The following is a 23,856-nucleotide window of genomic DNA, read 5'->3' on the forward strand; positions in this document are numbered from 1 at the left end:
CCCCCACTTGCCCTTGCCCCTTGCCGAGATGAACACCTACGACAAAGGCCTGATGTGGTTCCGGCGCGATCTGCGCGCTGAGGACAACGCAGCCCTCTCCCACGCGCTGCGCGCCTGCCGGCAGCTCTGGTGTGTGTTCGTGTTCGACACCGACATCCTGGATCCGCTGCTGGCGCGCGGCCTCAAAGCCGACCGGCGGGTGGAGTTCATCTGGCGCTCACTGCAGACACTGGACGCCGAGCTCAAGGCGCTGGCCCAGGCACGCGGCGTGGCTGAGGCCGGCCTGATCGTGCTGCACGGCCGGGCTCAGGGACTGGTGCCCGAGCTGGCGCAGCGGCTGCAGGTGCAGGCGGTGTTTGCCAACCACGATGATGAGCCGGCGGCCCAGGCGCGCGACGCTCAGGTGCTCGGCGATCTGGCGCACGCCGGCATCATGTTCCACGGGCACAAGGACCACGTGATCTTTGAGCGGCGCGAAGTGCTCACACAGGCCGGCCACGCGTTCGGCGTGTTCACGCCATACAAGAACGCCTGGCTCAAGCGGATCACCGAAAACGACCTGGCGCCGCACGCGGTCGCAGTCCACAGCCAGAGCCTGGCTGCCATCCCGGCAACGCTGCGAAAGCCGATGCCCAGTCTGGCCGACCTGGGGTTTGAGCCCACCAACCTGGCGCTGTTGCCCATGCCCACCGGGGCGCCTGGCGCACACACATTGTTCGAAGATTTTGTCGAGCGGATCGACCGCTATGGCGAGTCACGCAATTTCCCCGCCGTGAAAGGACCGAGCTACCTGAGCGTGCACCTGCGCTTTGGCACGATCTCGGTGCGGCGCATTGCATCTGTCGCCTATGCCATGCATTTGCATGGCATGGCTGGGGCCAGCACCTGGTTGTCCGAACTGATCTGGCGAGATTTTTACCACCAAGTGCTGGCCAACTTCCCGCACGTGGTCAAGCACGCGTTCAAGCCTGAGTACGACCTGATCAAGTTCGAACACGGGAAACACGCTCAGGCCTTGCTGGTGGCCTGGTGCGAAGGCCGTACCGGCTACCCACTGGTGGACGCGGCCATGGCGCAGATCAACCAGACCGGCTACATGCACAACCGGTTACGCATGGTGGTGGCAAGCTTTCTGGTGAAGGACCTGGGACTGGACTGGCGCTGGGGCGAGCGCTACTTTGCCGACCACCTGATCGACTTTGACCTCGCGGCAAACAACGGCGGTTGGCAATGGGCCAGCTCCAGCGGCTGCGACGCGCAGCCCTACTTCCGCATCTTCAACCCGGTCACGCAAAGCGAAAAGTTCGATCCGCAGGGCAAGTTCATCCGCCGCTACCTGCCACATCTCGCCGGCCTGCCTGACGCCGCCATCCATGCGCCCTGGCAAGCACGGGAAATGGAGCTGGTGGCAGCCGGCATCGAGCTGGGCAAGGACTACCCGCGCCCAGTGGTCGACCACGCCGAAGCTCGCGAGCGCACGCTGCAGCGATATGCGGTGGTGAAGAAAACGGAGCCCCCACGCTCTGCCGCTGCGCGGGTCGCTGCCCCCCGAGGGGGCTGATCCGCCTTGGGGTGGCCCGGCGCCGGATCTCCGCTGCCCCCACGCCCCTACGCTGCGCGGGTCGCAGCCTCCTGAGGAGGGTGATCCGCCTGGGGGCGGCCCGTTGCCGGATCTTGGTGCCTTTGCAGCGTCCTTGGGTTGCTGGCGGACCAGGAGCCGTTCAGGCTTCCGCTGCCACCCGGGCGTAGTGAGCGATCAGCCCGAGCAGCTCGTCTTCGGAGTAAGGCTTGCCCAGGTAGTGATCGACGCCCAGTGCACGCGCGTGCTCGCGGTGCTTCTCGGCGATGCGCGACGTGATCATGATCACCGGCAGATCCGAAAGACGCGGATCGCTGCGGATGTTGCGCACCAGGTCGAAGCCGTCCATGCGCGGCATTTCAATGTCCGACAGCACCACCGTGGGCCGCTCCTGCTGCAGCTTTTCCAGTGCCTGCAGACCATCAGCCGCCAGTGTGACGCGGTAGCCCTCGCGCACCAGCAGACGCTGCGTGACCCGGCGCACGGTGATGGAATCGTCCACCACCAGCACCTGCGGCACGGCACTGATCGCGAGAGCCTCGGCGGCACCGCCGTCCGCTTCCTGTCCCTCGGTCTGGCGCTGCTCCTTGACCCACGCCGGCACTTGCGCACCGTACACCGTGGCCAGCGCCACCGGGTTGTAGATCAGGGCAACGGCACCGGATGCCAGCACCGACATGCCGGCCAGGCCCGGCAGTCTCGAGAGCTGCGGACCGAGGTTCTTCACCACCACTTCCTGGTTACCCAGCACCTCGTCCACGTGCATCGCCACGCGCTGTGCCGCGCTTCGGAAAATCACCACTGGCAGCGTGCGACCTGCTTGCTCCCGGGAGGCTGGTGACGACTGCAGCAGCGCACCGGCCCAGTAAAACGGCACAGCTTCACCGGCCACCGGAAGGCTACCGCTTTCGTAGGCGCGCACCAATTCGTCGGGCGTGACGCGGCGCACCACCTCAACCAGCGTGGAGGGCACACCCAGGGTGAGCGTGCCAGCGCGCACCATCACCACCTGGGTCACGGCCGTGGTCAAGGGCAGCATGAGTTTGAATCGTGTGCCCTGGCCGGGCTGCGACTGGGTTTCAATGCGGCCGCCGAGGGCGACCACATCGGCGCGCACCACGTCCATGCCGATGCCACGACCGGCCAGTGACGAGGTTTCGCTCGCCGTGCTCAGGCCCGGTGTGAAGATCAGCTGCGCTGCTTCGTCGTCGTTCAGGCTGGCGGCGTCGGTGGCCACACCGAGCTCGGCCGCCCGATCGCGGATGCGGCCAAGATCAAGGCCGGCGCCGTCATCGCTGAAGATCACCGAGACGTCGTTGAGCTCCTGACTCAGGCGGATGTCGATGCGGCCTTCGCTGGCCTTGCCCGCGGCCTGCCGCGCTTCCGGAAGCTCGATGCCGTGCACCACGCAATTGCGCAGCAGGTGCTCAAAGGCGCTGGTCATGCGGTCCAGCACGCCCCGGTCCATTTCAATGTTGCCACCGGTGATGTCCAGGCGAACCTGCTTGCCGGTTTCTTTGGATGCCTGGCGCACCACTCGGTACAGCCGCTCCGATATACCTTCGAATTCCACCATGCGCGTGCGAAGCAGGTCGCGCTGCAATTCGCGTGTCTGGCGACCCTGGGCCACCAGGCTGTCTTCGGTGGCTTCCACAGCGCGCTGCAGGTTGCGCTGCACCGTGGCCACGTCGTTGACCGACTCGGCCATCATGCGGGTGATCTCCTGCACCCGCGTGAAGCGGTCGAACTCGAGCGGGTCAAACGACTGCTCGGCGTCGCGGGCCTGGGCCAGGCGCGACTGCATCTGGGTTTCGGCCTGCAACTCCATGTCGCGCAGTTGCTGGCGCAGCCGGTCCAGGTTGCCAGTGAGTTCCTTGAGGGAGCCGCGCAGGGTCACCAGCTCGGACTCCATGCGCGTGCGGCTGATCATGACCTCGCCCGCCTGGTTCACCAGGCGATCCAGCAGCTCCGGCCTCACGCGCACCGCGGCACCTGCGCGAGACGGCGCCAAAACCGGCTGAGCTCGCAGTGTCAGGCCTTGCAGACCGGTCGCGGACTCGACCGGGGCCGGGGCCACCGGGCCGCCAGTGGCCGGCTGGGCGTCGGCCAATGGCGACTCGACCGCTGGCGCATCGGCTGGAGGAACACCCTCTTCTGGAGCGGTCTGCACCACGTCCCGGGCCTCTGGGCTGGTTTGGCGCAGCAACTCAAAACGCACCTCGATGGCGTCGAAGGCGGTTTGCACAGGCTCCAGGTCCGCGCCGCGTTGCACATCCGAGCCCATGCGCTCGATCGTGGTCTCCATGCGGTGGGTCATCTCGCCCAGGCGCAGAGCGCCGGCGAGACGAGCGCTGCCCTTGAGCGTATGCAGATTGCGCAGCACCTCAGCACGCGCGCTGGCGTTGTCGGGGCGCGCCACCCACTGGCGCAGGGCGCCACCCAGCTGAGGCAGCAGCTCCTGAGCTTCTTCGGCAAAGATGGGGAAAAGGTCGACGTCGATGGTGTCCAGCGCGTCGATGTCGTCGTCGATGTCCTGCACCGGTCCCCGCATGCCAGGCTCGCTCGCCGGCAGGCCCGCGAACTCGGTCGCCGCCTCGGCAAAGGCAGACGGTTCGAAATCGGCCAGGCGGCTGGCGGGCTGACCCGCTGGCGCGGCCACCGCATCGCCCCACTGGGTGGAGATCTCGATGTCCAGACCGTCTGCCGACTCGGAGGCGACATCGCCTTGCGACTCAGGCAAGGGCTCGTGCACCACCAGGTGCAGGGCGGCCAGCAGGTCGGGGTTGGGATCCTTGAGGAAGCCGGCAGCAAACTGGTGCAGCAGGCGCCGGATGTCCTCGGATGCGTCGACAAACAGCTGGGCCACTTCGGGTGTCGCCACCCATCCGGCGCGCTGGTGCTGACGCACGGTGTCGATGGCGTGTTCGAGTGCGCGGGAAATACCCGACAAGGGCTGGAAACCCACCGCGGCAGAACTGCCCGCCAACGAATGGGCCAGGGACTCGGCCTGCGCAGGCGCTGATTTGTGGCGCTCCAGCGCCCACTCCGCCAGCTCGGTGCACAGGCGACGCGACCACTCATCGGCCTCGTTCAGGTACACGTTGTACAGCTTGATGCCAATGCGCAGCGGCCCGATGACCTTGGTCTGCTCGTCGGCGATGTCTTCTGTGCTGTCTGCCATCGTCTGCTCGGTCTCGGCAGGCGCTTCAACGGACTCGGACAGCCCCGATTCCTCGACGGACGTGTCGTCGCCCAGCTGGGGCAGCTCGGGCGCATCCAGAGGGATTTCGTCGAACATCGACGCCGCGCTCTGGTTTTCGGCTTCAGGCAGCGGCTCTGCAGCGGATTGTTCTTCCACCGCTGGCGTGCCAAGCGCCTTGGCGCTCAAGGCAGACAGGCTGCCGAAGTCGATGTCCTCGAACATCGCTGGCAACGACGTGGCAGCGGGCGGCTCACCCAGGTTGGCCATCAGCGGATCGGCGTCCAGACTTGACAGATCTTCGGCGGACGTCTCGCCCAGCGCCGCGGTGGTGGTCTCGACGGCATCAACTTCGGACGGCTCGCCCGAGGCGGACAGCGGAAGGTCAACAGCCAGGTCCATGTCCGGAACGTCTGCCGGCGATGCATCGGAGGAGTTCTGGACAGGCTCAACCAAGGGCTCGCCTGTGGCCTCGCCTGCGGCGCCCGCCGACTCAAGGGCAGGATCGACCTCGACCGGAAACGCCTCATCCGCGACGGGTGTGGGTACGGACTGCGCCGGGGCAAATGGCTGCAGCGGCAGGTAACGCGCCTCGTTGCGCCAGGCCTCCGCGCTGGCGCGAAATGGTGCAGCGCTCCAGCCCGCGTCGCGCTGGCCGGCAATGTCTTCAACCCAGCGGGCAAAGGCCCGCATGGCTTCTTGCGACACATCAAGCAGCTCGCTGCGGGCGGGTCGTTGCTCGGCCAGCGCGGCATTGAGCATTTGCTCCATTGCCCAGCCGGCCTCGCCCAACTCGTTGAGACCCACCATGCGTGAGCTGCCTTTGAGGGTGTGAAAAGCGCGCCGCAGAGTGGTCATGCTCTCCAGGTCGGCGGGCTGTTCCCGCAGCTGGGTGACCGCCTCCAGGCCATTGCCCACCACCTCACGAGCCTCTTCCAGGAAAATGTCCTGCAAATCGTCTTCGTCGTCTTCGCTCACCGGCGAGACCGCAGGCGGCTCCGCCGTCTTGAGGATCGAGGCCTGGCTCAGGTCGACCAGGGCGCGGGCACCCGCTTCAGCGTCCTGGCTCGCCATCGCCTGCGCGGCATCGCGCGCGGCGCGGGCCACGCCGGTCTGATCGGCCAGCGAGGCCTGGTTGGCCAGATGATCGAGCTGCTCGGTGAGCTCGGCGAGGTTGGTGTCGCCTTGGGCGTCTTCGACCACGCGCTGCAGACCTGCGCTGATGTCGTCGGCGTCCTGCTGCGCGGGCTTGCCACCCGATACCGGCGTCGCGTGCCGGCCCATCAGGGGCAGCAACTCGCCTTTCTCTTCGTCAAACACGAACAGCTTTTTGGCCAGCGCAGGCTGGTAGTTGAGCATGTCCACCAGGAAACTCAGCGCGCTCAGGTTGTTGCCCAGATGCTGGAAGGTACCGGCCTCTCGGGCCTGCGTTTCGTCCACCTCGGTGTCCAGGATTTCGTCGACGGTGGCACGCATGCGGGCTACGGTCTGCACTGCCTGGTCCATGCCCAGCACCGAAAGCACGCCGCGCATCTGCGCCAGCTGCGACACTGCCACATGCAGACCCGCCTTTTCGCGCGGAAAACGGAAAAACTGGTCGAGCGACTTCTCCGCCTCACCGAGCGAAACCTTGAGTTCACCGACCACGCTGCCCATGGTTTGCCGATCGCTCACGCGCCGGTACAGCTGCTCCATCCAGGCATCAAGCGGCTGAGCCGCCACCCCGGAGAGCACGCCTTCGAGCCGCTCGGCGAGGGCCTGGGTGCGCAGCGTCATCTCTTCGTCGTTCGGATCGAAGTCTTCGAACGCCGCCTCCAGGTACAAGGTGGTCGTGGCCACTTCCATGGCCAGTTCGGGACGCACACCGCCCGCTTCATGGGTAGCGGCTTCCGCCGCTTTGACCAGCGCGCGAGCCAGGACGGTGCTGGCCGGATGCAGTTTGAGCAGGGAATCGCCGATCAGGCCGATCTGGTCCTGCACCTGGCGCGCGCGGCTGACATCGCCACCGGAAAACAGCGACCAGGCTTCTTTGGCCGCCTGGATGCGCTTTCGGGCCTGTACCAGTACGGCGGGGTCGTATCGCCCCAGCGTGGCCTGGTGGTAGTCGACCACCTGCATGTGGTTAAAGCCAAACGCCTGGCGGACAGCGATCAGGTGAGGTGTTTTTTCTGGCGTTGCGCCGCTGGCCTGGGCACAGAAAAACAGCAGATCGCGCAACAGGGTTTCGGACACCTGGGTCTGCCCCTGGGCGAAGGTGGCGAACTGGAGCAGGATGCGCGAAGCCGCGCGTTTGACGAACACGTCGGGTACCAGCAGCTGGTGGGACACGGCTTCGAAAAAGCCGGCCGCCACGCGCCAGAACGTGCAGGCCCGGGGCGCAGCAGCACCTGCCGACAGACCAGCACACAGTTTCGTCAGTTGTTGGGCCGAGGCCGGGCTCTGGGTCTTGACCAGCAACAGAACCAGGCGGTCAAACAGCGAGCGCATGGGGGCGTCGCATCGAAGCGCGGTCACTCCGGTGGCGGCGGGCAGGTCCACGCCGTGCTGGTCAAATGACCAGAGGTCGGCCGGGTGCACCCGTTCTGCAGCTGCCAGCTCCTGCACCTCGCGGTACTGTGCGAACAGGGCCACCGGCTGCACTGGCTTGTTGTTGAGCACTGCTTCGAGGTACTCGATGAGCGCAAAACTGGCGCGCTCCACGGTACTGGCCGCGGCCGGGGTACAGACCTCGGGGCGCTGCACAAAACGCTGCACCGCGGCCTCCATCGCACGCAACACATGCGCCGGTGGGGCCAGGCCCACCATTTCCAGTGCACCCACAGCCTGATGCAGCTGCTGGCGCGCCATGCGCAACGAGCCGGGATCCACTGCCTCCAGGTCGCTGGAGCGAGACTGCTCGGTCTCGCGAACAAAGCGCTTGATGGCCTTGTTGGCGTTGTCCAGCGATTTGCGAAGTTCCTCAAAGACCCAGGCCAACGGACCGAGGTCGGCCAGCGGTGCGTCCGGCTGCAAGCTGTCGGTGGCGGTGTCGAGCATGGTCTTCGGGACTTCCTGATCTTGGGGGCTGCGTGTGACGCCGCTCAAGCAATCTTGAATCGGGCAACCGACTGGCGCAGTTCTTCGGCCATGGCCGAGAGCTCACGCACCTGCTGTGCGGTGGAGCGCGTACCCTCACCGGTCTGTTCGGTCACCGCAAAGATGTGCTGGATGTTGCCGGCCACTTCGTTGGCCTGTTCGGCTTCGCGTGAGGTAGCGCTGGAGATTTGTTCAATCAGTTCGGCCAGTCGGCGCGAGACGCGATCAATCTCGGTCAGTGCGCCGCCGGCGTTGTCCGACAGCTTGGCCCCTTCGACCACACCCTGCGTGGAGCGCTCCATGGCGGCCACCGCATCCTGCGTGTCGGTCTGAATCGCCTTCACCAGCGCCGAGATCTGGCGCGTGGCGTCTGCCGAGCGCTCAGCCAGTCGCTGCACCTCTTCCGCCACCACCGAGAAACCCCGACCGGCTTCACCCGCCGATGCGGCCTGGATGGCGGCGTTCAGAGCCAGCACGTTGGTCTGTTCCGTGATGTCCGAAATCAGTTCGGTAATCTCACCAATTTCCTGGGACGACTCGCCCAGCCGCTTGATGCGCTTGGAGGTTTCCTGGATCTGGTCGCGAATGGCGTTCATACCGCCGATGGCATCCTGCACCGCCTGCAGACCGGACTCGGCCGCCTGCAGCGAGACGCGTGCCACCTGGGCCGATTCCTGCGCCTGACCAGATACCTCGTTGATGCGCTGCGCCATGTCCACCACCGACTGGCCGGTCTCGCGAATCTCCCGCAGCTGTTCGTTGGACGCGGCCAGCAGCTCGGTGGAGGTGCTTTCCACTGCCGAGGTGGTTTGCGCCACGCGCGTAGCCGTGGCCTGCACGTTGCCCACGAGGGATCGCAGCTCTTCCACCGTGTAGTTCACCGAGTCGGCGATGGCACCGGTGATGTCCTCGGTCACCGTGGCTTCCTGGGTGAGGTCGCCCTCGGCCACCGTCTGCAGCTCGTTCATCAGACGCAGAATGGCGGCCTGGTTGGCGTCGTTGACGCGTTTGGCGTCCTGCTGCTGCGATTCGGCAGCCAGGCGCTGGTTCTCCGCCGTGAGCTGTCGTTGCCGGCTGTCCTGCAGACGCACATAACCCAAACCCACACCGCTGGCCAGCGCCAGCAGCGCAGGCAGCATCAGCCCCAGCAGCTGCACGCCGCCCAGGCCCGAACCCGCCGACACCCCGTCCTGCACCTTTTGCAGGCCCAGGCGCAGCGGCTCACTGTCGGTGATGATGCTGGCCTGTGCTTCGCGTGCCGACACCAGACCTTGCAGGTTGCCGAGAATGGCACCGGCTTCGGTGCGGGTCTGTTCGTACAGCGCCAGCAGTGCTTCCAGCCGTTCGCGCACCTGCGGGTCTCGCGAGGGCGAAAGGCGCAGCTCTTCGCTGCCCTTGAGCAAGCCTTCAGACACTTCCTTGAAGGTATTCAGGTCCTTGCCGAGCAGGAACACCGCCTCGGGGCTCACACCCTCCATGGTCAGGAATTCGTTGGCCGATTTACCGATTCGCTGGGTCAGCATCACCAGCTGGCCAGACGCCGAAATTTCCGCGGCTGGCGCGTTCTGCTGAAGCTTCAGCGAGGACACCGTCTCGGCGATCTCCAGCAAATCGGACGACTGGCGGTTGATGGTGCGCAGCGCGGTTCCCACCTGGGTCAGAATCTCCTGCTGCGCCAGCACCGCCGCGGCATTGGCCTCGGCCTGATCGATTTTGGGCATCAGGGCGTCCAGTTCAGCGGCAAGGCCAGCCCCCAGCGGATCGAGCCCGAGCTCGGCGTCTCCTTGTTTCAGACCGCGCAGGTTGCGGGCCAGCACCTCGGCACTCTCCTTCACCTCGGGAAACGCCGACTCGCTGCCGATCAGCGCCTGGGACACGCTCTTGGCCAGCCGCTGCGACTGCATCAGCGCCTGACCGCTGGCCGCCACTTGCTGGCTGGCCTTGTCGGTCTGGTTCAGCACGTACACCGCCGCACCCACCAGCAGCAACAGGCTGACGCCCAGCAAGGTCAGCAAGGTGCGCTGATGCTGGTCGGCCGACTTGCGGCCCAGCAGCGGAACGGTCACCGTGCCAGTCTCGGACTCCGGCTCCAGGTCGTCAGCAGCCAGGCGGCTTTCGGCAAAGTCTTCGCCAGCAGGATCTGGCGCCAGCCGAGCGGCAGCCACCTCGGCGAGGTCTTGTGTGGCCACGTCATCGAGGTCCACCGCATCGGCGGACTTCTTCTTGAGCAGTCCCGAGAATCGATCTAGTGCGGCCATGAACTTACCTTCCAACGGAAAAACATCAAAAAAACGGTGCCGGACACCCGGCAGACGGTGCGCGCATCAGGCCGCAATGGCCATGAATTCGGGTTCGGTCGACAAGGCCTGCAGATCCAGCTCCTGCCAGGCCTGTCCCTTTGCGTCGATCAGGCGGTGGCCAAAACAAGCCGGAGCGTCCGGCAGGCGCTCGTCAACCGCGTTGAACATCGCTGGGTTGCGCAAACCCAGCAGCCGATCAATCAGCAGCACCGCATTGATGCCCAGCGCCGTGTGCAGGCTCACCATGCGTGAATCCGAGCTCACGCGCTCGCTCACGGGCGCCAGGACAGGTCCGCTGCGGTGCAGCAAGGCACCCAGGTCGATCACGCCCTGCAGGCCACCGCGCAGACTGGCCACGCCGACATACCAAGGCTTGGTGTAAGGCACTTCCTGTACCGTCGTCCAAGGGAAGATCTCGCCGGACTGAACCAGCGGCATCAGGTAGCGCTGGCCACCGGCTTCCACCGCCAACCAGGATGCAGTGGCAACTTCGGATCGGGCTGCGCTCAGGCGTCGGGCCAGTCGTTCCTGTAATTCCTTGAGTGACTGTCGGTTGGCCATGCTGGAGGTTCTTGGTCGGTGGAAGACGCCTTCAGGCGTCAGCCCAGCGCCTGGATCTTGGACAACAACTCTTCGGCATTGACCGGCTTGGTGACGTAGTCACGCGCGCCTTGGCGCATGCCCCAAACACGGTCGGTCTCCTGATTTTTGCTGGTGCACATGATGATGGGAATGGACGAGTACTGAGGATCGCGGGCGATAGCACGCGTCAGCTGAAAGCCATTCTGACCGGGCATCACCACGTCCATCAGGATCAAGTCGGGCTTTCCCTCACCGAGCCGACGAAAGGCCTCCTCGGCATTCTCGGCGGTACGGACGGTGTAGCCGTTTTTACCCAACAAATCACACAGCACCATCAGCTCGGTCTTGGAGTCATCCACCACCAGCACGTTTTTGATCGACATCACAAGGCTCCAGTCAGGTTGGCACCGAACTGCTGCACGGCCTGCAGCAGCTGGTCTTTGGTGAAGGGTTTGGTGAGGTAGTCCTGCGAGCCCACCATGCGCCCGCGAGCCTTGTCGAACACACCATCCTTGGACGACAGCATCACGACCGGGATGTTGGCAAAGCGCGCATTGCGTTTGATGATGGCGCAGGTCTGGTAGCCATCGAGGCGCGGCATGAGGATGTCGCAGAACACGAGGTCTGGCTGGTAGTCGTTGATTTTGGCCAGGGCGTCGAAGCCGTCATCAGCCAGCAGCACCTCATGGCCGCCCTGCTTGAGAAATATCTCCGCACTGCGCCGGATGGTGTTGCTGTCGTCCACCACCAGGACCTTGTAGCTCGGGCTGTTGCTCACGATGGAATTGCTCCTGTAAACGGGGGAACGCGGGCTTGCTCAACCCTCACGGCACACCCGGTGGATGAACCGCGCAAGGCACCACTCAGATCTGCACCATCTCAAAATCTTCCTTGCGGGCACCGCACTCGGGGCACACCCAGTTCATCGGCACGTCGGCCCAGGCAGTGCCTGCCGCGATGCCATGTTCCGGATCGCCTGCGGCTTCATCGTAAATCCAGCCGCAAATCAGGCACATCCAGGTCTTGGTTTCGGTCATGGTCACAGGGGTCGTTGTCTTAGAATCGCTGCATTGTATCGAGCCCTCCCGAGCCAGCCCGTTGAATTGACCGCTGGTTTTCCCCATGCGACAGACGCGCATCTGGCTCGTTTTTTTCTGCGCTCTGAACCCCAGAGCCACCACCATGACCGACCCGACCACACCCAGCCCGACGGACGCCGCCGCCGACGTGTCCCTGCCGTGTGTGATGGTGTTCAATACCAACGACCCCAGCGGCGCCGGCGGCCTGGCGGCCGACGTGACGGCCATGTCCAGTGCGTCGGTGCATGTGCTGCCCGTGCTCACCGGCACCTGGGTGCGCGACACCACCGAGATCCACGATCACATCGCGTTCGACGAAGAGGCGGTGTCGGACCAGGCGCGCTGCGCTCTGGAAGACATCCCGGTGGCGGCCTTCAAGGTCGGTTTCGTCGGCAGCCCGGAAAACCTGGCAGCCATCGCAGAGATCACGACCGATTACGCCAACGTGCCGGTCGTCACCTACATGCCCGATCTGTCCTGGTGGGACGAACTGGCGATCGACACCTACCTCGATGCATGCGTTGAGCTGCTGCTGCCGCAGACCACGGTGCTGGTGGGCAACCACAGCACGCTGTGCCGCTGGCTGCTGCCCGACTGGGAAGGCGACAAGCCACCGCCGCCGCGCGAGGTGGCGCGTGCCGCCGCGGTGCATGGCGTGCCCTACACGCTGGTCACGGGCTTCAATGCCGCCGATCAGTACCTGGAAAGCCACCTCGCCAGCCCCGAGACCGTGCTGGCCAGTGCGCGCTACGAGCGTTTTGAGGCCACCTTCAGTGGCGCCGGAGACACTCTGTCGGCTGCTTTGTGCGCGTTGATTGCAGGCGGCTCCGACCTGCAGGCGGCCTGCGCCGAAGCGCTGACCTACCTGGACCAGTGTCTGGACGCCGGATTCCAGCCCGGCATGGGCCATGCCGTGCCGGATCGCCTGTTCTGGGCCCACGACGAGACCGACGGCGCCGCTCCAGGCGACGCCGAAGACAGCCCCGAGAGCGCCATCGATCCCGATGATTTCCCGCTGGACACTACGCGCCACTGACTGCCCGGGGCCTGGCCGCCCGTGTGAACCGCTGGGGGATGTCGAATGCGGGACACTCGCGCTGAGGCGCCTACACCTTTAGACCAACCCCACCACGACAAAGAGACCCGAGACAACTGCCATGACCGACCGCAACCAAGCCCTGTTTGAACGTGCCAAGACCCTGATTCCCGGCGGCGTGAATTCGCCCGTTCGCGCCTTCAAGGCGGTGGGCGGCACACCGCGCTTTGTGCAGCGGGCTCAGGGCGCCCATTTCTGGGATGCTAACGGTCAGAAATACATCGACTACATCGGTTCCTGGGGCCCGATGATCCTGGGCCACGGTCACCCTGCGGTGCTGGAGGCGGTGCAAAAGGCGGCGCTCGACGGCTTCTCATTTGGCGCGCCCACCGAGCGCGAGGTCGAGCTGGCCGAGGCCATCGTAGAGCTGGTCCCCAGCATCGACATGGTGCGCCTAGTGAGCTCGGGCACCGAAGCCGGCATGAGCGCCATCCGCCTGGCCCGCGGCGCCACTGGGCGCAAAAAGATCATCAAGTTCGAAGGCTGTTACCACGGCCATGCCGACGCGCTGCTGGTCAAGGCCGGCTCGGGCCTGGCCACCTTCGGCAACCCCACCAGCGCGGGCGTGCCGCCCGAGGTGGTGCAACACACCATCGTGCTCGAATACAACAACATCGAGCAGCTCGAAGCGGCATTCAAGGAACACGGCGCCGAAGTCGCCTGCCTGATGATCGAGCCCATCGCAGGCAACATGAACTTCGTTCGCGCGTCGGTGCCGTTCATGACGCGCTGCCGCGAGCTGTGCACCCAGCACGGTGCCCTGCTCGCGTTTGACGAGGTGATGACGGGTTTTCGCGTGGCACTCGGCGGCGCACAAAGCGTCTACGCGAAGCTGATTCCCGGCTTCGAGCCCGACATGACGGTCATGGGCAAGGTGATTGGCGGCGGCATGCCGCTGGCCGCGTTTGGCGCCAAGCGCGCGGTGATGGAGCAGCTCGCGCCGCTCGGCGCGGTCTACCAGGCCGGCACCCTGAGCGGCAACCCGGTGGCCACGGCCTGCGGACTGGCCACGCTGAAAGAAATCAGGAAGCCCGGCTTTTTTGAAGCGCTGTCGGCCACAACCCAATCGCTGGTGAGCGGGCTGACCGGCGCTGCGGCCGCAGAAGGCGTGACGCTGTGCGGCGACAGCGAAGGCGGCATGTTCGGCATCTTCTTGTTTGCCGAGCTGCCGCAGAACTACGCCAAGGTCATGACCACCGACGGTCCCACCTTCAACAAGCTGTTCCACGGTCTGCTGGATCGCGGCGTCTACATCGCGCCCGCGCTGTACGAAGCCGGCTTTGTCAGCGCTGCACACACCGCACAAGACATTGCGGACACCGTGGCAGCAGCCCGCGAAGTCTTCAAGACGCTGTAACGAAACCAGGCAAGTCGCGCGGAGAGAAGTGCCTGGTTCTAGGGCCACCGCGGAACCGGCTTTGGCGGGCCGCCAGTGGCGCCCCCTTGAGGGGGTGACGCGCCGCAGGCGCGTCGCAGGGGTGGGTCAAACTCAGTGCCTGAAGTGCCGGACCCCAGTCGTCACCATGACCACACCGCGCTCATCCGCTGCATCGATCACCTCCTGGTCGCGCATCGAACCACCCGGCTGGATGACGCAGCTGGCGCCGGCATCGACCACCACATCCAGGCCATCGCGGAACGGGAAAAAGGCATCGCTGGCCACCGCCGTGTCCGCCAGCGAGAGCTGGGCGTGACCGGCCTTGATGCTGGCGATGCGCGCCGAATCCAGGCGACTCATCTGGCCAGCGCCCACGCCCATGGTCATGCCGCCTTTGCAGAACACGATGGCGTTGGATTTGACGAACTTGGCCACTTTCCACGCGAACAGCAGGTCGTCGAGCTGTTGCTCGGTGGGCTGCTTTTTCGTGACCACCTTCAGGTCGGTCCGCGAGAGCACATGGTTATCGGCGCTTTGCATTAACAGGCCCGAGCCGATGCGCTTGATGTCGGTGAGGTTCAGACCTTGGTCCCACGCTGTTACCCCCCCCGGCGGCAACGCAATCTCCAGCACCCGAACATTGGCTTTGGCCTGAAAGATGGCCAGCGCTTCGGCTGAATAGCTTGGCGCCATCAGCACTTCGACAAACTGTTTGCTCACCGCCTCGGCCGCGGCCTTGTCCACCGGACGGTTGAAGGCAATGATGCCGCCAAAGGCACTGGTCGGATCGGTCTGGAAGGCTTTGCTGTAGCTCTCCAGTGCGTCTCGTCCCACGGCCACGCCGCAGGGGTTGGCGTGCTTCACGATCACGCAGGCGGGCGCCTCAAAGCTCTTGACGCATTCCCAGGCAGCATCGGCGTCGGCGATGTTGTTGTAGCTCAGCTCCTTGCCCTGCAACTGCCTGGCTGTGACCAGCGAGCCGGGCGCCGGAAACAGGTCGCGGTAGAAAGCCGCCGTCTGGTGCGGATTCTCGCCGTAGCGCAGGTCCTGCAGCTTGACGAAACGGCCGTTGGCCTGACCCGGGAATTCGCTGCGCGTGGGTACGCTGACGCCCTCCTCGAAGGAGATGCTCGAGAGGTAATCGCTGATGGCGCCGTCGTACTGGCTGATGCGGTTGAACGCCGCCACCGACAGCGCGAAGCGGGTCTTGTCGCTGAGCCGGCCGCTGGTCCTGAGCTCCTCGATCACCGCCGCGTACTGAGCCGCATCGGTCAGCACCGCCACGTCTTTCCAGTTCTTGGCCGCGCTGCGCACCATGGCTGGGCCACCGATGTCGATGTTTTCGATTGCGTCGTCCAGGGTGCAGCCCGGCCTGGCCACGGTGGCCTCGAAGGGATAGAGGTTCACCACCAGCAGGTCGATGGTTTCGATGCCATGGGTCTTCAACGCCGCCATGTGCTCGGGCAGGTCGCGGCGCGCCAGCAGGCCTCCGTGCACCTTGGGGTGAAGGGTCTTCACCCTGCCATCGAGCATTTCAGGAAACGAGGTGACCTCGGCCACCTCGGTGACGGGCAGGCCAGCTTCGGCCAGCAGCTTCGCGGTGCCACCCGTGGAGATCAGGGCCACGCCCAGGCCGTGCAGCGCTTGGGCAAGCTCGAAGATACCGGTTTTATCTGAGACAGAGATGAGAGCGCGCATGTGAGGTATTGGAGGAGGAAGGTTTCAGATCGGTTGTCGAAATGCGCGCCGAACCGAGTGGGGGCACGCCATTGAGGGGCACCGTGGAACCGGCTTTGCCGGGCCACAGGTGCCGCTCCCTTCCCGCCGAAGGCGTGAGAAGGGGGTGACGCGAAGCGGCGCAGGGGGAGCTCTATTCCATCAGTTTGTGTTCGACCAGCTTCTTGCGCAAGGTGTTGCGATTCAGGCCGAGCCACTGGGCAGCGCGCGACTGGTTGTTCTGCGACTGCTGCATGACCACCTCCAGCAGGGGCTTTTCGACCGCTTTGACCAGCATCTCGTGCAGGCCGGCCGGATCGGTGCCATTGAGATCCTGGAAATAGGCCTCCAGGCTGGCACGAACACAGTCGTGCAGGTTGTTCTGCTGGCTCATGCCATCACCTCCGTGCTGCGCACTCCGGCGGGAGCGTGTGGGGAGTGGTCCTGCGCTGTGATCATGCGGCCAGTTTCCATTCTTCTTGTGACGGGTGGTGCGGCGCGTCGAGGCCAGCGGCCCAGGCGTCGAAGCTGTCGCGAACGCTATCGAGCTGAGCGCGAGCCGTGGTCAGCCCGTTGATGTGGGCGCGAAAACGGGCGACGGCGCCGGGTGGAAGCGGCAGCGCCTGCGCGTACCAGCCCAGGTGTTTGCGCGCGCTGCGCACGCCGGTGTGCTCGCCGTAGAGCGAATGGTGATCCTCAAGGTGATCGAGCAGCCAGCCTCTGACCTCCTTCAGGTCGGGGGGTGGGAGGTGTTCACCCGTGGCCAGAAAGTGTGCGATTTCACGGAAGATCCAGGGTCGCCCCTGCGCCGCACGACCGATCATGATGGCGTCGGCACCCGTGCGCGCGAGCACATCTTGCGCCACCTCGGGGCTGCTGATGTCGCCATTGGCCACCACCGGAATGCCCACGCGACTCTTGATGTGCGCCACCGTATCGTGTTCGGCGAAGCCTTTGTAGCCTTGCTCGCGCGTGCGGCCATGCACCGTGAGCATCTGCACGCCAGAGCGCTCGGCCGCCAGCGCGAGGCCTGGTGCATTGCGCACCTGGGCGCACCAGCCGGTGCGCATCTTGAGTGTGACGGGCACGCCATGCGGCAGGCAGGCAGCGACCACCGCCTCGACGATGCCAATGGCCAGCGCTTCGTCCTGCATGAGCGCCGAACCGGCCCACTTGTTGCAGACCTTCTTGGCCGGACAGCCCATGTTGATGTCGATGATCTGCGCGCCGCGGTCGATGTTGTAGCGCGCGGCATCGGCCATCATCTGCGCATCGGTGCCGGCGATCTGCACCGCAATTGGCGCCGCTTCACCCTCGTGGTTGGCGCGGCGCGAGGTCTTCAGGCTGTCCTGCAGATCAGGGCGCGAGGTCACCATTTCGCTCACCGCATAACCGGCCCCCAGCCGCTTGCACAGCTTGCGAAACGGCCGATCCGTGACGCCGGCCATGGGCGCGACGAACAAGGCATTGGGCAATGTGAACGGACCCAGTTGCATGGGGTGGGAGAATCAGGCGAGGGCAGTTGGTCGTGCGGCGCCGAGAGAACCTGGGCGTGGGAGGGGCATTGTATCTGCCTCTTTTTTTAGCAGGCGATATGCTCGCCACCGCTTCACCACCATCTGCCAGACACCACCCACCATGCCCGACTGGATCCACTCTCTGATGCAGGCGCTGGCCATGCCCGAATTGGGCCTGAGCACGGTGTTTGTGGTTTCCTTCCTGTCGGCCACCTTGCTGCCTCTGGGCTCGGAGGCGGTGGTGTTCGGTCTGCTCAAGCTCAACCCCGATCTGTTCTGGCCGACCATGGCCGTGGCCACCGCGGGCAACACCCTCGGGGGGGCGGTGTCCTGGCTCATGGGGTATGGCGCCCACACCGCGGTCGACAAGGTGCGCCATGGCCAGCCGACCGAACTGCGCGCCTTGCGCTGGCTGGAGCGATTCGGTCCCAAGGCCTGCCTGCTGAGCTGGTTGCCGGGGGTGGGCGACCCGCTGTGTGCGGTGGCAGGCTGGCTGAAGTTTCCGTTCTGGCCTTGCGTGCTCTACATGGCCATCGGAAAGTTCGCGCGCTACGTCACGATGACGGCCGCACTGCTGTGGGTTTTCCCCGGGGGACTGCCGCTCTGATCGGCGGAGCGATACTGCCGGTCTGACACCCGCTGCCTGACCGACCTCTGATGCACACCCCCACCCTGCCCAGCGCTGCCAGCACACCGCTGCCGCGCGCCCTCTGGGCGCTGATGGCGGGCAACTTCGTGATTGGCACCGGGGTGATGGTGGTGCCTGGCACGCTCAACGACATCAGCATTTCGCTCGGCATATCGATCCCGCAGGCCGGTCAGCTGATCACAGCCGCGGCGATCCTGATGGGGCTGGGTGCACCGATGTTCGCGTCGGTGGTCGCGGGCTGGGACCGGCGCCGCCTGCTCACCCTCTCCTTGATCTGGTACGGTGTTCTCACCGCCATCTGCGCCGTCGCGCCGAGCTACACCGCGCTGCTGCCGCTGCGCGTGCTGGCGGTGATTGCTCCTGCGATCTTTACGCCTCAGGCTGCAGCCAGCGTGGGACTGCTGGTGCCACCGGCGCAGCGCGGGCGCGCGGTGACTTTTGTGTTTCTCGGCTGGTCGGTGGCCTCGGTCATGGGAATGCCTTTGTCCGCCTGGATCGGCAACGACCTGGGCTGGCGCTGGGCGTTTGCGCTGGTGGCGCTGATGTCACTCATGAGCGCGGCCTGGGTCTGGCACGAGATGCCCAACGGCATCCGGCCCGCAGCCTTGTCGCGAAAGGCCTGGGGCAAGACTCTGGGCTCATCGGCGCTGATGTTGACCGTAGGTGTGACGCTGCTGATGTCATTTGCGCAGTTCACGCTGTTCTCGTATTTCGCTCCCTATTTTGTGCAGACACTGGGTATGAGCGGCGGCGCGCTGTCGCTGATGTTTCTCTGGTTCGGCGCCTTCGGATTCCTGGGCAACGTCGGCCTGTCGCGCTGGATCGACCAGATCGGAGCACCTCGCGCCGCGCTATGGATGATGAGCGCGATGGCGATCTCGCTGCTGCTGTGGCCGCTGGGCCGGCTCGGCTTCTGGCAGCAGGCGCTGGTGCTGGTGCCCTGGGCCATCGGCTGCTTTGCGGCCAACTCTGCGCAACAGGCACGCCTGGTGAACCTGTCACCCGATCTGGCCTCGGCCACGATCGCACTCAACACCTCGGCCATGTACGGCGGTCAGGGACTGGGCGCGGCCCTGGGCGGTGTGCTGATCGCGCAAGGTCAGATGCTGCGCCTGCACGAAGTGGGGCTGGTGATGATGGGGCTGGCCATGGCCCTGAGCGTGTGGGCGGCGCGGCGGACGATGCGCGCCTGATTTCACCCTTTCAGAAACGCTCGTAAGGCATCAGGTAACGCCACTGGCCAACCGCCAGCCCGCCCAATCCGATGCGGCCCAGGCGCAGGCGGTGCACCGCCGTCGGGACCACGCCGGCACGCTCACAAAGGTGCGCCACCTGGCCGGGTCGCGTGTTTTTGATCGCCAGCCGCAGGCGGCGCTCACTTTGCCAGCTGGCCCGCGCACTCGGCACCGCCCAGCCTTCAAAAAACAGCGCCTGCTGGAACGATTTCAACACCGCATCGCGCCGCGCGGCGTCGTCCAGGCCCGGGTCATCGGCGACGGTGACCAGCCATTCGTGCTCGATGGCCGCGCCCGCATCGGAAATCTTGCGCGCCACACCCGGGTTCTGCGTCCACACCATCAGGCCGCTGGCCAGCGGCGCCAGCGGGGCAGCGACCAGCAGCTTGTGCAGGTGAATCTTGAGGGGTCGCACTCCGGAACGGTCGCCCTTGAAACGTTGGCTGGGCACAAACCACTGTGCTGCCAGTGCGTCGGGAAGGGGCGCATCGCCGGGCAGGGTGATCTCGGGCAGCACCACCCCAGCAGGCTTGTGCCACACCAGCGTGACCGAGGCCAGATCTTCGAGCTGCGCCTTGGAGTCGAGGGTGACGGTCTGCCCGGCGGTCACGCGGGCCATGGGCGATTCCACCACCACGCCGTCCACCCGCACCCAGCCGCCAGCGATGTAGCGCTCGGCATCGCTGCGCGAACAGGGCAACTGCGCCGACAACCGCTTGGCCAGGCGCTGGGGTTCGGCGCCTGCCATGTGAGTCACGCTCAAGAAGAGAACAGGAAGTTCATGACGTCGCCATCTTTCACGACGTACTCCTTGCCCTCGGCGCGCATCTTGCCAGCGTCTTTGGCACCCTGCTCACCCTGGTAGCTGATGAAGTCGTCGAAGGCGATGGTCTGGGCGCGGATGTAGCCCTTCTCAAAATCGGTGTGGATCACGCCGGCGGCCTGCGGGCCGGTGTCGCCCTTGTGGATGGTCCACGCACGCACCTCTTTCACCCCGGCGGTGAAGTAGGTTTGCAGCCCGAGCAGTTGGTAGGCCGCGCGGATCAGTCGGTTCAGCCCTGGCTCGTCCTGCCCCAGCTCCTTCAGGAATTCAAGGCGGTCGGCGTCGTCCATCTCGGACAGCTCGGCCTCGATCTTGGCGCAGATCGCCACCACCGGCGCATTCTGTTTGGCCGCGAAGGCCTGCAGACGATCCAGGAACGGGTTGTTCTCAAAACCGTCCTCGGCCACGTTGGCCACGAACATCGCCGGCTTGGCGGTGATCAGGAAAAACTGCTTGAGCTGGGCCTGTTCTTCCTTGCTGAAGGCGATCGTGCGCACCGGCTGGGTGTCGTTGAGCGCCACCTGACAACGCTCCAGAATCGCCACCTGCTTGATCGATTCCTTGTCGCCCGAGCGCGCCGTTTTTTGCACGCGGTGCAAAGCTTTTTCCACCGCGGCCAGATCGGCAAGACACAGCTCGGTCTGGATCACCTCGATGTCGGCAATCGGGTCGACCTTGTTGGCCACGTGAATCACGTTCGGGTCTTCAAAACAACGCACCACGTTGACGATGGCATCGGTCTCGCGGATGTGCGCCAGAAACTTGTTGCCCAGCCCTTCGCCCGTGCTCGCCCCGGCCACCAGGCCGGCGATGTCCACGAACTCCACAATGGCCGGCACCACGCGCTCGGGCTTGACGATTTCCGCCAGCTGGGCGAGCCGAGGATCGGGCACTTCCACCACCCCGGTGTTGGGCTCAATGGTGCAGAAGGGGTAATTCTCGGCCGCGATGCCGGCTTTGGTCAGCGCGTTGAAGAGGGTGGACTTGCCAACGTTGGGCAGGCCCACGATGCCGCATTGAAGGCTCATGTCGGGACTTTCGGGTTCTGTGGGTAACCCGGCATTTTACGGGGCTGCCCCTGCGTCATCGATGCCGACATGCGACGAACCGCAGATGACTTCACCCTGTGATGCGTCCGAAAACCGCCTGCCCATTGCCCAGCCCGTTCAAAAGCGCCGCGACAGCTCCACCCCCACCGACACCGCCCGACCGAGCCCGGGCTCAAAGAAGCGGCTGTTGCCGTCGTTCACGATGACCGAGCCAACGTACTTCCGGTCCATGAGGTTGTCGATGCGAACGAACTGGCGCCAGGTCCAGGCGCCGGCGGTTTGCTCGAAGCGGGCGGACAAGCCCAGCAAGGTGTAGGCCGCGGCCTGTGCGGTGTTGGCATCGTTGGCGAACACTTTGCTGCTGTGGCGGGCCTCCAGCGCGAACTGGCCGCCGATGTCAGCGGCAAAGCCCGGCGCCCAGCCGACTTGGGCGAACAGCTGTTGCTCCGGCAAGCCGGGCAGGCGGTTGCCAGCCGGGATGCTGGCGGTGCCGCTGCCGTAGCGCGCGCGCAGGTAGGTGTAAGCGCTGGAGAGCGTGACATTGCCCAGGCCGTACTCCGCCGACAACTCCAGGCCCTGGCGGCGTGTGGTGCCGCCGTTGGTGAAGGTGGCGCGCCCGTTGCTGGTACCGGCTGAAACGATTTCGTCTTTCGTGCGAATGTCGAACAACGTGGCATTCCACAGACCCGCCGCATTGCGCCCGCGCAAGCCCACTTCGGCGCTGGTGCTGCGCGAGGCGTTGAGGTCGGTGTTGAAGCCGGCGGTGCCGTCGGGACGGTAGGCGGCCTCGTTCAACGTGGGCGTCTCCAGGCCGCGGCCAATCGCTGCATAACTTTGCAGCTGGGGCGTGAGCTGCCAACGCACGCCCACCACGGGCAGGTAACCGCTGAACTGGGTCGAGCCACTCTGGTCGCCGTTGGACAGGAACACGTCGTCCGAGCTGTAGCGCGCGTTGACGCGGCGCAGGCCGCCTTCCAGTGTCCAGTCTGCCTTTTGCCAAGAGGCGCGCAGGTAGGGATCGAGCGTGGTGGCGCGGTTGGTTTCGTCTCGCCGGAGCGCGCCCAGCACGCCCACCGTGGTGCCCACAAAGTTTTCGTACCCGCGGCGCAGGTCCGACTGCCGGTCTCCCGCCAGCCCGGCGCTCACATCGAGCCGACCGCCCTGCCAGTCGGTCTGCAGGCGCCAACGCGCGTTGAAGCCACCGTAGTCGCGGTCCAGATCGATCACGCCACCGGAACTGCTGGGCGCAGCCTGTGCACCGGGCGGAATCGACTGGAACTGAATGACACGGCGCTGTCCGCCATAGCCCATGAGCTCTAGCTTGTGGCCGCCTCCCAGTGCCTGCTCCCAGGCCAGCCCCACTTGCGTCTGCGAGACCGATTTGCGCGTGTTGAAGAGCACCGGCTGCGGCGCGGTCTGCTCGGCATCGGCGTCGTACTGCGCTTGCGTCAAACCCTGGGGGTCCAGCGCAAAAGCGATCTGTCGGTTGAACACCAGCGTGGTGCGGCCGCCCTCGTGCGGGCGCGAGAGCTTGGCGTTGAGCGTGCTGCGATCGGCTTCAGATTGCGGCCTTGCGCCATCGGTGGCGAACTTGCCGGCATCGAGCGTGTACGACCAGCCGGGCGCCTGGGGCGTGCCGGTCTGACCCTTGACCTGCGTCGACAAGCGCCACAGGCCATTCGAGCCCAGGGCCAGGCCGGTGCGCCACTCGCCGGGCTGGCCGCCGTCTTCGGTGTAGAGCAGGATCGCGCCACCGCTGGAAGCGCCGTAGAGCGAAGCGAATGGGCCACGAACCACTTCAATGCGCTCGGCGCTGCCCAGCGGAAAGTTGGCCGCCTGCCCCGAACCGTCGGGCGCGCTGGCCGGGATGCCGTCGACAAACAAGCGCAGGCCGCGGATGCCAAAGGTGGAGCGCGCGCCAAAACCTCGGATGGAGACCTGCAAATCCTGCGCGTAGTTCTCGCGGTTGCGAATGACGAGGCCGGGCACACGACCTAAGCTTTCGGACAGGTTGATCTGCAACTGGCCATCGCGCAGCTCGCTGCCGTAGACCACGTCGGCGGTAGCGCTGCTGCGCCAGCGCTGCTCGGCCGAACCGCTGCCGATGATGACCACCGGGGCCAGGGAGCCGCCATCGGACTCGAGCGCCGGGGCGCTGGTCTGAGCATGAAGGAGTGCCGGCAAAGCCAGCAACGGTGAAAGCGCCAGCCAGCGCAGCGAGGCGTTCGAGGATGCGTGATGCATCAGGGCACCTGCACGCTGATTTGCAGTGAGGCGTACCACGCGGCGAGGTTGTCGATTTCAGTGTCGGTCAAGGGTTTGGCGATCACGCCCATGACCTCATGGCTGCGCTGACCGCTGCGGTAGTGCTTGAGTTGCTCGACCAGGTAAATGGCGGGCTGGCCAGCCAGGTGGGGCGCGTTGGGGGCCATGGAGATGCCGTTGCGGCCGTGGCAGACGGCACAGGCCGCGGCCTTGACACGGCCCGCAGCCGCATCCTGGGCCTGAGCAGCGCCCAGGGCCAGCGTCAACGCGACCAGAAAAAGGGAAGTTCGCATGGCAGAAACCAAGTTGTAAGT

Annotated in this window: 18 protein-coding genes; 5 read left to right on the forward strand and 13 right to left on the reverse strand. The window is 65.5% G+C overall.

Annotated features, from left to right (window positions below; all coding sequences use genetic code 11):
- Window positions 1–28: 28 nt before the first annotated feature.
- Window positions 29–1,561, forward strand: coding sequence for a deoxyribodipyrimidine photo-lyase (locus tag QUV25_RS03210; RefSeq protein WP_300861253.1), 1,533 nt, complete (start codon window positions 29–31; stop codon window positions 1,559–1,561).
- A 160-nt stretch (window positions 1,562–1,721) separates the two neighbouring features.
- Here QUV25_RS03210 and QUV25_RS03215 read toward each other — a convergent pair whose 3' ends face one another.
- The 6 genes from QUV25_RS03215 to QUV25_RS03240 all read right to left on the reverse strand — a co-directional run bounded on the left by QUV25_RS03215 (window position 1,722) and on the right by QUV25_RS03240 (window position 11,751).
- Window positions 1,722–7,814: an Hpt domain-containing protein gene (locus QUV25_RS03215; protein WP_300861254.1), complete on the reverse strand. Its 6,093-nt coding sequence runs from the start codon at window positions 7,812–7,814 to the stop codon at window positions 1,722–1,724.
- Window positions 7,815–7,858: 44 nt separating this feature from the next.
- Entirely contained in the window at window positions 7,859–10,111 is a 2,253-nt protein-coding gene (locus tag QUV25_RS03220; RefSeq protein WP_300861255.1) for a methyl-accepting chemotaxis protein, read from the reverse strand.
- Between the two features lie 66 nt (window positions 10,112–10,177).
- Window positions 10,178–10,714, reverse strand: coding sequence for a chemotaxis protein CheW (locus QUV25_RS03225; protein WP_300861257.1), 537 nt, complete (start codon window positions 10,712–10,714; stop codon window positions 10,178–10,180).
- Window positions 10,715–10,752: 38 nt separating this feature from the next.
- A complete protein-coding gene (locus QUV25_RS03230; RefSeq protein WP_300861258.1) occupies window positions 10,753–11,118 on the reverse strand; it encodes a response regulator in 366 nt (121 codons plus the stop codon).
- On the reverse strand, window positions 11,118–11,513 hold the full coding sequence (locus QUV25_RS03235; protein ID WP_300861260.1) for a response regulator: 396 nt from the start codon (window positions 11,511–11,513) through the stop codon (window positions 11,118–11,120). The genes QUV25_RS03230 and QUV25_RS03235 overlap by 1 nt, the downstream gene beginning before the upstream one ends.
- Window positions 11,514–11,598: 85 nt before the next feature.
- A complete protein-coding gene (locus QUV25_RS03240) occupies window positions 11,599–11,751 on the reverse strand; it encodes a rubredoxin (protein ID WP_300862005.1) in 153 nt (50 codons plus the stop codon).
- A 166-nt stretch (window positions 11,752–11,917) separates the two neighbouring features.
- On the opposite strand from QUV25_RS03240, the gene QUV25_RS03245 reads away from it, so the two are divergent.
- Both QUV25_RS03245 and hemL read left to right on the forward strand, forming a co-directional pair.
- Window positions 11,918–12,850: a bifunctional hydroxymethylpyrimidine kinase/phosphomethylpyrimidine kinase gene (locus QUV25_RS03245; protein WP_300861262.1), complete on the forward strand. Its 933-nt coding sequence runs from the start codon at window positions 11,918–11,920 to the stop codon at window positions 12,848–12,850.
- A 121-nt stretch (window positions 12,851–12,971) separates the two neighbouring features.
- A complete protein-coding gene (gene hemL, locus QUV25_RS03250; RefSeq protein ID WP_300861263.1) occupies window positions 12,972–14,267 on the forward strand; it encodes a glutamate-1-semialdehyde 2,1-aminomutase in 1,296 nt (431 codons plus the stop codon).
- 132 nt (window positions 14,268–14,399) lie between these two features.
- On the opposite strand, the gene purH is transcribed toward hemL, so the two are convergent.
- The 3 genes from purH to dusB all read right to left on the reverse strand — a co-directional run bounded on the left by purH (window position 14,400) and on the right by dusB (window position 17,500).
- A complete protein-coding gene (gene purH, locus QUV25_RS03255; RefSeq protein WP_300861264.1) occupies window positions 14,400–15,986 on the reverse strand; it encodes a bifunctional phosphoribosylaminoimidazolecarboxamide formyltransferase/IMP cyclohydrolase in 1,587 nt (528 codons plus the stop codon).
- Window positions 15,987–16,158: 172 nt separating this feature from the next.
- Window positions 16,159–16,398 carry a helix-turn-helix domain-containing protein gene (locus QUV25_RS03260; RefSeq protein WP_300861266.1) on the reverse strand — a complete coding sequence of 80 codons (240 nt, stop codon included), beginning with the start codon at window positions 16,396–16,398 and terminating at the stop codon, window positions 16,159–16,161.
- Between the two features lie 61 nt (window positions 16,399–16,459).
- Window positions 16,460–17,500 (reverse strand): tRNA dihydrouridine synthase DusB, encoded by a 1,041-nt coding sequence (gene dusB / locus QUV25_RS03265; protein WP_300861267.1) that lies wholly within the window; start codon window positions 17,498–17,500, stop codon window positions 16,460–16,462.
- A 142-nt stretch (window positions 17,501–17,642) separates the two neighbouring features.
- Between dusB and QUV25_RS03270 the strand changes: the two genes are divergently transcribed.
- A complete protein-coding gene (locus tag QUV25_RS03270; RefSeq protein WP_300861268.1) occupies window positions 17,643–18,128 on the forward strand; it encodes a YqaA family protein in 486 nt (161 codons plus the stop codon).
- 50 nt (window positions 18,129–18,178) lie between these two features.
- Window positions 18,179–19,363: an MFS transporter gene (locus QUV25_RS03275; protein ID WP_300861270.1), complete on the forward strand. Its 1,185-nt coding sequence runs from the start codon at window positions 18,179–18,181 to the stop codon at window positions 19,361–19,363.
- Window positions 19,364–19,373: 10 nt separating this feature from the next.
- Here the strand turns inward: QUV25_RS03275 and QUV25_RS03280 are convergent, their stop codons facing one another.
- The 4 genes from QUV25_RS03280 to QUV25_RS03295 all read right to left on the reverse strand — a co-directional run bounded on the left by QUV25_RS03280 (window position 19,374) and on the right by QUV25_RS03295 (window position 23,835).
- Window positions 19,374–20,153, reverse strand: coding sequence for an RNA pseudouridine synthase (locus QUV25_RS03280; protein ID WP_300861272.1), 780 nt, complete (start codon window positions 20,151–20,153; stop codon window positions 19,374–19,376).
- Window positions 20,154–20,164: 11 nt separating this feature from the next.
- Window positions 20,165–21,256: a redox-regulated ATPase YchF gene (gene ychF / locus QUV25_RS03285; RefSeq protein WP_300861274.1), complete on the reverse strand. Its 1,092-nt coding sequence runs from the start codon at window positions 21,254–21,256 to the stop codon at window positions 20,165–20,167.
- Between the two features lie 138 nt (window positions 21,257–21,394).
- Entirely contained in the window at window positions 21,395–23,521 is a 2,127-nt protein-coding gene (locus QUV25_RS03290) for a TonB-dependent receptor (RefSeq protein ID WP_300861276.1), read from the reverse strand.
- Window positions 23,521–23,835, reverse strand: a complete 315-nt coding sequence (locus QUV25_RS03295) for a cytochrome c (RefSeq protein ID WP_300861278.1) — start codon at window positions 23,833–23,835, stop codon at window positions 23,521–23,523. The genes QUV25_RS03290 and QUV25_RS03295 overlap by 1 nt, the downstream gene beginning before the upstream one ends.
- Window positions 23,836–23,856 lie beyond the last annotated feature (21 nt).

Origin of the sequence: Hydrogenophaga sp. (genome assembly GCF_030373245.1) — a bacterium.
In the GTDB taxonomy this organism is placed as follows: domain Bacteria; phylum Pseudomonadota; class Gammaproteobacteria; order Burkholderiales; family Burkholderiaceae_C; genus Hydrogenophaga.

Bases quoted from the DNA above. Each gene is read 5' to 3' on its own strand.
- QUV25_RS03210 (WP_300861253.1), top strand. From the start codon at position 29: ATGAACACCTACGACAAAGGCCTGATGTGGTTCCGGCGCGATCTGCGC.
- QUV25_RS03215 (WP_300861254.1), bottom strand. From the start codon at position 7,814: ATGCTCGACACCGCCACCGACAGCTTGCAGCCGGACGCACCGCTGGCC.
- QUV25_RS03220 (WP_300861255.1), bottom strand. From the start codon at position 10,111: ATGGCCGCACTAGATCGATTCTCGGGACTGCTCAAGAAGAAGTCCGCC.
- QUV25_RS03225 (WP_300861257.1), bottom strand. From the start codon at position 10,714: ATGGCCAACCGACAGTCACTCAAGGAATTACAGGAACGACTGGCCCGA.
- QUV25_RS03230 (WP_300861258.1), bottom strand. From the start codon at position 11,118: ATGTCGATCAAAAACGTGCTGGTGGTGGATGACTCCAAGACCGAGCTG.
- QUV25_RS03240 (WP_300862005.1), bottom strand. From the start codon at position 11,751: ATGTGCCTGATTTGCGGCTGGATTTACGATGAAGCCGCAGGCGATCCG.
- QUV25_RS03245 (WP_300861262.1), top strand. From the start codon at position 11,918: ATGACCGACCCGACCACACCCAGCCCGACGGACGCCGCCGCCGACGTG.
- hemL (WP_300861263.1), top strand. From the start codon at position 12,972: ATGACCGACCGCAACCAAGCCCTGTTTGAACGTGCCAAGACCCTGATT.
- purH (WP_300861264.1), bottom strand. From the start codon at position 15,986: ATGCGCGCTCTCATCTCTGTCTCAGATAAAACCGGTATCTTCGAGCTT.
- QUV25_RS03260 (WP_300861266.1), bottom strand. From the start codon at position 16,398: ATGAGCCAGCAGAACAACCTGCACGACTGTGTTCGTGCCAGCCTGGAG.
- dusB (WP_300861267.1), bottom strand. From the start codon at position 17,500: ATGCAACTGGGTCCGTTCACATTGCCCAATGCCTTGTTCGTCGCGCCC.
- QUV25_RS03270 (WP_300861268.1), top strand. From the start codon at position 17,643: ATGCCCGACTGGATCCACTCTCTGATGCAGGCGCTGGCCATGCCCGAA.
- QUV25_RS03275 (WP_300861270.1), top strand. From the start codon at position 18,179: ATGCACACCCCCACCCTGCCCAGCGCTGCCAGCACACCGCTGCCGCGC.
- QUV25_RS03280 (WP_300861272.1), bottom strand. From the start codon at position 20,153: ATGGCAGGCGCCGAACCCCAGCGCCTGGCCAAGCGGTTGTCGGCGCAG.
- ychF (WP_300861274.1), bottom strand. From the start codon at position 21,256: ATGAGCCTTCAATGCGGCATCGTGGGCCTGCCCAACGTTGGCAAGTCC.
- QUV25_RS03290 (WP_300861276.1), bottom strand. From the start codon at position 23,521: ATGCATCACGCATCCTCGAACGCCTCGCTGCGCTGGCTGGCGCTTTCA.
- QUV25_RS03295 (WP_300861278.1), bottom strand. From the start codon at position 23,835: ATGCGAACTTCCCTTTTTCTGGTCGCGTTGACGCTGGCCCTGGGCGCT.